The following is a 9,742-nucleotide window of genomic DNA, read 5'->3' on the forward strand; positions in this document are numbered from 1 at the left end:
TAGTGGCATGGATGTCAGCAGCTTCTTAGTAAATCTCAAAAATCCCATGTCCCAGAGCTACTAATAGCAATAGGGTTTTACCAGAACGAAAAGCAAGATCGTTGTAGCACTTCTTTCAGAAAATTTCTGTCTTTTGAAAGCTACATTTGTTGTCAAGGCTTGCGATAATTCTCGCAGGCACAGCCCTTTTATTATATCCAAATTACAGTGTGAAAGCAATTCTGAAAGCGTTTTGTGTTAGAATAAAACAAATAAAATGAAAAAACACGCTATCAACTCTCTGATGGCGTGTTCCTTCATTTATTCAATACTTTTCTTCAAAATATTCCAGACCTTTTTTCATAACTATCATAAGAAAAATCAAAGCTCCTGAAACAGCAAGGTATTTGATAGGTAACCAGGCGTCTGAGATAAAAGGGGTATGTCTTAATAAGCCGTAATTTCCGTTAACAAAATGATTAACAACTACAAGTCCGAGATTCAATAGCAAGGTAAGCGTCACAATCATATTCTTTGAAATAGGGTGAGTCTTATAGGTCCTCAAAAGATAATTGAGGCTATTGACCAGTAGAGCATAATGCCCAATGATGAAGGAAATACTGGAGATATGCGGAAAATCATAAGGATCAAATATGGGATGAATGATCGCACAAGAACCTCCAACCAAGCCCATAAGTGCAAAATAAGTTTTGACCTTACTATCTTTTAGGAGCAAGAGGGCGAGCATGGCCAAGCGGCAATGATAAAGAGGGAGACTATCATCTAAAGGAAATCCCTGCCAAATATACCAAATGTAAAGGCTAATCAGTTGAACGGCTTGGACTCCTAGAAAAGTCAGACGCCAACTTTTTTTGGCATGCCAAGACCAACTCAGGTAGGCCAGCAGCGCCAATACCATTAGCATCACCAGATAATAGGGCAAAGGTATCTGTGGTGGCCGGGTTTGGGTCGTTGTCAAAAAATCCTTCATTCTCTTCTCCTGATAAAATTGCTATTCTCGTTATTATATCAAATTTCAGGTAAATCAAAAACCTGCTTTAACGAGCAGGCTTTTGATTTAAGACAATCTAATTTTGTGACTTTCCTTAAGTTAGTTCGGTCACCACTTCTTCAAAGTTCCATAAACAGCTCTTTAATGCAGGTTTTAGAGCTTAATCCTTGGCTTGGAGTTCTTCAACAACTCTAGCTAGGTTCATAGAGTTGGAGCCCTTGAGCAAGATTTGATCGTGCTCGCCTAGGCTTTCTTTGATGCGTTTAACCATAGCGTCAAACTGGTCCTCGTCAGCTGTCTTCTTGAAATAATAGACATGACCAATCGGGAACATCTGGCTAGCAAGTTGCGACAAGTCCGCAATGTCTTCACCGTAGAAAATCACCGTATCAATAGCATCTGGTGCTAGACTAAGAATCATCTGCGTGTGAAGTTGGACAGACTGTTCACCGAGTTCTTTCATATCAGCTAAGACAGCAATCTTCTTACCTCCTTCATTCTTAGGAATGGCTGAGAAGGTCTCCAAAATGAGCTTCATTGCTGTCGGATTGGCATTGTAGACGTCTGAAAGAATATCTGCGCCATTGGCTGCTTTTTCCATTCGGTACGATTCTTTGTCAGCTGCAAGTTGGCCAAAGCTGAGAAGATATTTTCCTCAGTCACACCCCAGTGTTTAGCGACATAAGCCGCAACCATAGCATTTGTGGCATTGTACTTTCCAGTGACTGGCAAGGTAACTTGTCCATCTAGGAAGTTAGTTGAGAAGGTGAGGTGATCCTTGTATTCTGTCAAGTCAGAGACTGTCAGATCAGAGCCCTCACCAAATCGTACCACTTCAAGATTGCTTGGCAAGAATGGATCTACGATAGGATCACTTGGCACAAGTAAGAGGCTGCCATCAGGCATACCGTCTTGCATTTGCATTTTACCTTGAGCAATCTTATCACGGCTACCAAAGAATTCCAAGTGAGCCTCTCCAATTAAAGTGACAACAGCTGTTTTTGGCTTAGCCAAGGTAGACAAGAGGTGAATATCACCCATGTGGTCTTGTCCCATCTCAAGGACGATTTTTTCAGTATCATCAGGCATGTGAAGGGCGGTATAAGGAAGACCAATCTCGTTATTGTAGTTACCTTGGGTCTTGTAGGTGCGGTAGGTCGTTGCCAAAATATCATGAATCATGTCCTTGGTCGTTGTCTTACCGTTAGAACCAGTTACCGCAATGACATCAACGCCAGTCTTTTCAAGATAGTAGGCAGCTAAAGCTTGGAAGGCCTCAAGAGCATCATCAACTAGGATGTGGGCTTGATCAGATGGTAAGTCTTTTTCTGTGAATGTCGCTAGAGCACCATTTTCAAAAGCTGTTTGGATAAACTCGTGCCCATCACGCACACCCTTAAGCGGCAAAAAGAGATCGCCCGCTGTAATCTTACGGCTATCAAACTCAATCTGGTTAATAGCGACATCCTCATAGGCAGTGACATCATTTTTAGCGCCAACAGCCTTGGCAATTTCATGGAGTGTCAGTTTCATCTTAAAATCCTCTGTTTTATTTTTTTACAAATCTGACAAAAAATAGACTTTCTTGTCTCTCAATATACCCTCCAATTATATCACAAATCGGCCTAGCTTTTGCTTGGGAGGTGAATTTGTTACAATGGTTGATGAAAGGATTAGGCATGACAAAGAAAAAATCAATTCGTCCCTCTAACAAAGAGAAAAACAGAAAAAGTGACTGCCAAAGTATTGAAGAACCCAAAAGGTGGCGTTTTAATTGGAGAAAGCTAATTCTACTAGAGCCAACATCTGAATTGATCATCTTAATAATACTAGCACTGCTGTATGGTGGTTTTTATTATTACCATCATTATACCGTCAACAAAGATAACATTTATGGTCTCTGGCAGTCTGATCATCATAAGTTAGCGATTTCCTATAAGCATCTTCAGAAAGGAGGAAATATAGACTGGCAAGTTGTACAGGATGGTAAGTATATTATCTATGCTGCTAGGACTCGCCCAATCAAGCGATTCAATGACGGTACCCTCTACATGGAGCTTTATACTGTAGAAGGCTACCTGACTGACCTACCCACCAAGGATGGTTTCAGCTATATGGATTTTTATCTTCGCAAAGACAATTATCTCACTTACGATGGTGACTCCTATAAGCGAATAGACTCCGGAAACAAGTCCATCACTTGGAAAGATGGTTCTACCAGCCCTTATGGAGAACGTAAAACTACTATAGATGAAGTTGTTGAAGCCTTCTATTTGATACTTATGGGTATTTTATTATTAGTTACCATCATAGAGGCTCGGAAAAAGAGGAAAGAGAAGCTCAATGAGACACCAAACAAAAAGAAAATACGCTGACCGAAAGAATCTCAACCGAAAGTATCATTCACAAAAAGCATATCGGAAACAACAGAAACGCAAAACGGGATGGCGAGCACACTGGGATAACTTTACAGACCGTTTAGCCAACATTTTTGGGATAGGTTTCCTAATCCTCTTACCTATACTCATTATCTATGGTATTTTCTTTGATCATAACGTTTATAAAGACAGTATCTACGGGCTATGGCAGTCTGAAAATCACAAGCTTGCTATTTCCTATAACGAAGGAGGAAAAAGTCGTAAGTACGATTGGGAAATTATACAAGATGGAAAACTCCTTATCAAAAATGCTCGAACTCAGAAAATTAAAGGTCTTAAAGATGGAACCATCTACATTGAAGTTTACGCCAAGGAAAGTCTGTTCTCAGACCTTCCCACAAAGAACGGCCTTAACTATTTGAATATGTATGTACGGAAGGATCATTATTTGACTTATAATGGTGAGTCCTACAAAAGGATTGATGATAGGGACAAAACCATTACTTGGAAAGATGGCTCTAAATCCCCTTACGGTCAACGAATAACCTTGTCTGATCGTCTGGAACCCTATCTCCTATTTGGTATGTTGGGAGGCTTGTTTAGCTATGTCCTTTTTGTTGAATGGAAGATCAAAAGGAAAAATAAAAACAAATAAAACCACTCCTGCTTCTAGCTAGACTAGATATAAGCAGGAGTGGTTGTTTTATTCTTATTAAGCAAGACTTGCCTCTTTAAGAGGGGGACAGTCTTATTTCACTTCGCCACCTTCAACCACGAGGTCATCAGCTTTAGCTGAATCACCGTAAGTTGGGTGAAGTGTCTTTTCATAATCTTTGTGGAAGAAATTCTCTTCGCCAAGTTTCTTAATGTCTTTATTGATAAAGTCGAGGAGTTCTTTGTTACCTTTTTGAACGGCTGGAGCGATAGTATCTGGGTTACCAAGTGATGTAATTCCGACTTCATAACCTTTATTTTCTAGAGCCCAAGCAAGAACTTCGGTATTATCAGTTGAGAAGGCATCACCACGACCGTCAAGGAGGGCTTGATAAGCATCGCTGTATTGGTCATACTTTTGCAATTTGATATTTGGATAGTTCTTTTCAAAGTAAGTTTCAGCAGTTGTCCCTTTAGTAACAATCAAAGTCTTACCTTCAAGTTCTTTAACGTCCTTGATGACCTTGTCTTTAGGTGATACCACACCGATTGAGACTTTCATGTAAGGAAGGGCGAAGTCCACTTGTTTCTTACGTTCATCAGTCACTGTAAAGTTGGCAAGTGTAATATCTACCTTGTTTGAAATTAAGAATTCGGCACGGTTGGCCGCATCTACTGAGACGTATTTAGGTTTTACACCCAAGTCTTTAGCCAAACGGTTACCAAGTTCAATATCGTAACCTTGGTAAGCACCCTTGCTATCTACATAACCGAAAGGCTTCTTGTCCGCAAAGACGGCGATACGAAGCTCACCACTCTTCTTAATTTCTGCAATGGTACGTGCTTTGGCTGTTGATTTACCAGAGCTACTGTTGCTTGAGCAAGCCGTCACTGCAACCAAGGCAAAGACGAGGGCTAATAGGGCAAAAATTTTCTTTGTTAGTTTCATAATTCTCTCCTAAAATAATTTATTTTCACTAAAAACAATGGGTTACAAATAGGCACCAAACTGACTGAAGTCAAAGACATTGAGGAACTCTTGAGCTCGCTTAGTCTTTGGATGATTGAAGAATTCTTCAGCAGTACCTTCCTCAGCGATGACTCCCTGATCCATAAAGATAATACGGTCAGCGATGGCACGCGCAAACTGAAGCTCATGGGTTACAATCAACATGGTGCGTCCTTCTTGAGCGAGGTCATTGATCAATTCCAGAACCTCACGAACCATCTCAGGGTCAAGCGAGGCCGTCACCTCATCAAAGAGGATAACTTCAGGATGCATAAGCAGGGAACGGACAATGGCTACACGCTGCTTTTGACCACCCGATAGTTGTCGCGCGAAGCTATGCTTCTTGTCCAGAAGTCCCACACGCTCCAAAAGTTTCTCAGCCTCGGCGATGACTTCTTCCTTGTTACGCCCTTGGGCTTTGACCGGCCCCAAAATCAGATTTTGTAGGATATCCAAATGTGGAAAGAGGTCATAACTTTGAAAGACCATGCCGATTTTCTGACGAATCAGATGGAAATCCTTCTTACTACCAGTGATAGACTTACCGTCTAGGAGAATATCGCCTCCTTGGATGGTCTCTAAGCCATTGATACAACGTAGGAGTGTCGATTTCCCACAACCTGAGGAACCCAGGATAACAACGACTTCACCTTGTTTAAGGTCCAAGGAGATACCTTTGAGAATTTCATTGTCCCCAAAGGACTTTTTCAAATCCTTGATTTGTAAAATGCTTTCGGTCATCTTAATTCCTCCAACGATTTTCAAGATAAGTAGACAGCTTAGAAACTGGATAACAAATGGCAAAATAAAGAATCAAAATCGTACCATAGATCCAGAAAGAAGCTGTTGGGATAGTCAAGCGGTTACTATCGATAATCTGCTGACCAACCTTGGTCACCTCAACCACACCAATCAACACCACCAAAGACGTGGTCTTAATCATCCGGGTCACCAGGTTAATGGCCTGAGGCAACAAGCGACGCAAGACTTGCGGAATAATCACATAAGTGTAAAGTTGACTGTTGGTCAAGCCCAGGGCCCTTCCGCTCTCAAACTGGTGCCTAGGGAGCGACGTGATTGACCCACGCACCAAATCACCCATCTCAGCCGTCCCCCAAAGGGTAAAGACAATAATAGCCGATAACTCACCTGAGATATTGATGTTAAAGTTTCTAGCCAGGCCAAAATAGACAATAAAGAGCAAAACCAATTGGGGCATGATACGAATAAATTCCAGATAAATACGTGACAAAAAACGAATAATCTTAGATTTCGACGTCATGACAATTCCCAAAAGGGTCCCCAATAAAAGGGAAAGAAGCACCGAAACGATGGAAATCCAAATAGTTACGCCTAGACCTTGTATGATACGTAGGAAATTATTCCCCTGAAGAAGAACTTGAAAGCCCGAATCCTGCATAGCGTAACCTCCTTTCAATCCAACTAAAGACTAGGGAAATCGGTAGCAACATCAAGAGATAAGCCACCACCAACATACCTAGAGCTACATCGGTTTCGTAGTAAAGACCAATCAAATCCTTGGCCACATACATCAAATCCGCCAAGGCTACCGCTGAGAATACTGACGTTTCCTTGATAAGGAAGATGACGTTAGCACTAAATGACGGAAGCGCCACAGCCACTGCCTGAGGAAGGACCACATAGCGAAAGACTTGGAATGGCGTCAAACCAATAGACAACCCCACTTCATGCTGGGTCTGACTAACAGCCTCTAGGCCACTTCGGAAGGACTCCGCCATATAGGAACCACCCAAGAAAATCAAACCTACCACAGCACAAGCCTCTGACGATAGAACCAAACCTATACGAGGCAAGCCAAAGTAGAGAAAGAAAAGTTGAATCAAGAGCGGCGTATTACGAGATAACTCAATATAAGCCGTCGAAAGCTGACTCAAAATCGGCACTCGGTAATGACGAATAACACTCACCACCAAGCCCAAAAGGAAGGAACCAAGAATCCCCAGAACGGCAATATGTAAAGTTAAAAAGAATGCCTTCTGATAAAAGGGCAAATACTGTTGAACAATGGACCAGTCCAAAACTTACCTCCTCAAAACAAGATACAAAAGGCGTATAGAATTCCGTAAGCAAATAGGAAACTGACGACGGGTGCTAGCACACTAGGAAGTTTATCTTTTGCTCTAGGAATTTAGCCTGTGTTCAATTCCATAAGATACAAAGGGCGTAGAAAATTCCGTAAGGCAAATAGGAAACTGACGGCGTGTGCGGGCACACTAGGAAGTTTGTCTTTTACTCTAGGAATTTAGCCTGTGTTCAATTCTACAAGATACAAAAGGCGTGTAAAATTCCGTGAGCACTCACTGACATCTACTTCTAGCCCTTTGACCCTTCTCTCGCATTTGAAACGTTAGATTTATTCTACCACCTGTTAGATTATTTGGATAATATGTATTTTTTATCGAGGTGATAAAGAAAAGATATAAATAAAATCTAGATTTCTGTAAAGAAAAAACACCTCAGTCTCAGAGATTTCTCCAAGACTAAGATGTCTGTCATCTAAATCATAGTGCTTAAATCAAATGGCTTTCACGTTTTTCAAACATTTCTTGTCCCAAGGCTACCAATTCCTTGATAAGGTCTGAGTATGATAGTCCCATATTTTCCCAAAGTAGTGGGTACATTGACCATTGAGTGAAACCTGGCATGGTATTGAGCTCGTTAAGGTAGATGGCTCCATCCTCTGTCAGGAAGAAATCACAGCGAGCAAGACCACAACCACCAAGAGCACGGAAGGCCTTGGCTGCATAGGTACGCATTTGCGTCATGACTTCTGCAGGCACGTGAGCTGGGATGTCCATGGTAATCTTATTGTCAATGTATTTAGCTTGGTAATCATAGAAAGCCACGTCTTTGACCACTTCACCTGGATCTGTCGTTTTGACAGTTGTATTTCCAAGGATACCAACCTCGATTTCACGGGCAACCACACCTTGCTCAATCAAGATACGGCTATCATATTTGAGAGCTAGATCAATCGCTGCACGAAGCTCCGCTTCGTTTTCAGCTTTCGAAATCCCAACAGATGACCCCATGTTAGCAGGTTTTACGAAAACTGGGAAGGTCAATTTTTCAAGCGTCTCTGCTACTGCTGCTTCCAAATCTTCACCCTCGATGTAGACTGTGTAGGCAACCTGAGGGACACCTGCAACTTCAAGAATATTCTTGGTCATAATCTTGTCCATAGCCACACTTGATGACAAGACATTAGTACCCACGTATGGCAACTTGAGGGTTTCGAGGAAACCTTGGATAGATCCATCCTCACCCATAGGTCCATGGAGCACAGGGAATACCACAGCGCCTTCCTCATAAATATCGCTTGGTTTGATAGCCTGACTAGCCACAACTGTGTCATTAGTCATGAGCTTCTCATCATCACTTGGTGTTTCTGTAAATTCTTGTGTTTTGATGAAATCACCAGACTGAGTGATAAAGTAGGTTTTAACCTCAAATGCGCTGTAATCCACCGCACGCATAACACTCTCAGCTGAGAGCACAGACACTTCACGTTCTGCTGAACGTCCACCGTAGAGAAGGATAAGGGTTTGTTTAGACATAGGTATACCGTTTTCTTTTCTTGATTTTCTAGTCTCAGTTTTGAGAACATAATTACCTTAATCATATCACAAAAGGAAGGGATTTTCAAAAAGATTATAGGCAAAAAAACAGCCTAATAGCTGTTTCATTCCTGTCTTAAATTTCGTCACCAAGCTCGAACTTAGTACCTTTAAGGGCACGTTTGAGAGACCATTTCCAAGGTTTCCCTTCGATAGTGACTTGTTTGTTTTCAAGGTCAACTTGAACCTTGTCTACGCCTTTGATAGCGGAGAGTTTTTCAGTAACGGTGTTGACACAGCCTTGGCATTTCATTCCTGTGATGTTATATGTTTTTGTCATTTTTCTTTCTTCCTTTTCTTTAATTATTTTTTAGTACACAGCTTAAGTCGAAGAGGTCACAAGCAATCAATGCTTAGACTTTGCGACGTTTGAGGCGCAGAGCATTAAGGACGACCGAAACAGAGCTAAAGCTCATGGCAAGTCCTGCTATCATTGGGTCAAGAAGGGGACCTCCAAAGAGGTGGAGGACACCCATAGCTACTGGGATAGACAAGATATTGTAGATAAAGGCCCAAAAGAGGTTCTCTTTTATCGTTGTAATCGTCGCCTGACTAATTTTCAGAGCCTTAACGACATCCATGAGGTTGGGTTTCATAAGGACCATATCGGCACTTTCCATAGCAATATCTGTCCCTGAACCCATGGCAATACCGATATCGGCAGTCGCAAGGGCTGGGGCATCATTGATACCATCACCAACCATGATGACTGATTTTCCTTCTGCCTGAAGGTCGCTAATCACCCTAGATTTCTCTTGCGGAAGCACTTGACTAATAACACGTTTGATGCCAACCTTTTGAGCGATAGCTTGAGCTGTTTGGTCATTATCCCCAGTCAACATGATGACTTCCTTGCCCATTTGATGAAGAGCTGCCACCATATCTGCACTGTCTTCTTTAACCTGATCGGCTACACCGAAGAGTCCGATTAACTTACCATCTTCAGCCAGGAAAATAGGAGTTTGACCATCAGCCGTCAAGTGTTGGAAATCAGCTTGTGCTGAAGTCAAGTCGACTCTTTCCTCTGTCATAAGGGTTTGATTTCCAGCTA

10 protein-coding genes and 1 pseudogene are annotated in these 9,742 nt (G+C 41.8%); 2 read left to right on the top strand and 9 right to left on the bottom strand.

What is annotated here, in order from left to right:
- Positions 1-304 precede the first annotated feature (304 nt).
- Entirely contained in the window at positions 305-970 is a 666-nt protein-coding gene (locus HSISS2_RS08375; protein ID WP_021146322.1) for a TIGR02206 family membrane protein, read from the bottom strand.
- A gap of 181 nt (positions 971-1,151) precedes the next feature.
- Positions 1,152-2,524: pseudogene (gene murF, locus HSISS2_RS08380) on the bottom strand (UDP-N-acetylmuramoyl-tripeptide--D-alanyl-D-alanine ligase).
- 146 nt (positions 2,525-2,670) lie between these two features.
- Between murF and HSISS2_RS08385 the strand changes: the two are divergent.
- Together HSISS2_RS08385 and HSISS2_RS08390 are read left to right on the top strand one after the other, a co-directional pair.
- Entirely contained in the window at positions 2,671-3,366 is a 696-nt protein-coding gene (locus HSISS2_RS08385; RefSeq protein WP_021146325.1) for a hypothetical protein, read from the top strand.
- Complete coding sequence (locus HSISS2_RS08390; protein ID WP_021146326.1) at positions 3,335-4,024, top strand: hypothetical protein; 690 nt, start codon at positions 3,335-3,337, stop codon at positions 4,022-4,024. Before HSISS2_RS08385 ends, HSISS2_RS08390 begins: the two co-directional genes overlap by 32 nt.
- 93 nt (positions 4,025-4,117) lie before the next feature.
- On the opposite strand, the gene HSISS2_RS08395 is transcribed toward HSISS2_RS08390, so the two are convergent.
- From HSISS2_RS08395 to HSISS2_RS08425, 7 genes are all read right to left on the bottom strand, one after another.
- Entirely contained in the window at positions 4,118-4,972 is an 855-nt protein-coding gene (locus HSISS2_RS08395; protein WP_002887768.1) for a cysteine ABC transporter substrate-binding protein, read from the bottom strand.
- Between the two features lie 42 nt (positions 4,973-5,014).
- Positions 5,015-5,773: an amino acid ABC transporter ATP-binding protein gene (locus tag HSISS2_RS08400; RefSeq protein ID WP_021146327.1), complete on the bottom strand. Its 759-nt coding sequence runs from the start codon at positions 5,771-5,773 to the stop codon at positions 5,015-5,017.
- 1 nt (position 5,774) lies between these two features.
- Positions 5,775-6,452, bottom strand: coding sequence for an amino acid ABC transporter permease (locus HSISS2_RS08405; RefSeq protein WP_008535333.1), 678 nt, complete (start codon positions 6,450-6,452; stop codon positions 5,775-5,777).
- Complete coding sequence (locus HSISS2_RS08410; RefSeq protein ID WP_021146328.1) at positions 6,412-7,092, bottom strand: amino acid ABC transporter permease; 681 nt, start codon at positions 7,090-7,092, stop codon at positions 6,412-6,414. Before HSISS2_RS08410 ends, HSISS2_RS08405 begins: the two co-directional genes overlap by 41 nt.
- A gap of 492 nt (positions 7,093-7,584) precedes the next feature.
- Positions 7,585-8,631, bottom strand: coding sequence for a D-alanine--D-alanine ligase (locus HSISS2_RS08415; protein WP_021146329.1), 1,047 nt, complete (start codon positions 8,629-8,631; stop codon positions 7,585-7,587).
- Between the two features lie 136 nt (positions 8,632-8,767).
- Positions 8,768-8,971: a heavy-metal-associated domain-containing protein gene (locus HSISS2_RS08420; RefSeq protein WP_021146330.1), complete on the bottom strand. Its 204-nt coding sequence runs from the start codon at positions 8,969-8,971 to the stop codon at positions 8,768-8,770.
- A gap of 73 nt (positions 8,972-9,044) precedes the next feature.
- A partial coding sequence (locus tag HSISS2_RS08425; protein WP_042767111.1) for an HAD-IC family P-type ATPase occupies positions 9,045-9,742 on the bottom strand: 698 nt, incomplete at its 5' end.

The sequence above is a fragment of the Streptococcus sp. HSISS2 genome (assembly GCF_000448665.1).
Taxonomy (GTDB): domain Bacteria; phylum Bacillota; class Bacilli; order Lactobacillales; family Streptococcaceae; genus Streptococcus; species Streptococcus raffinosi.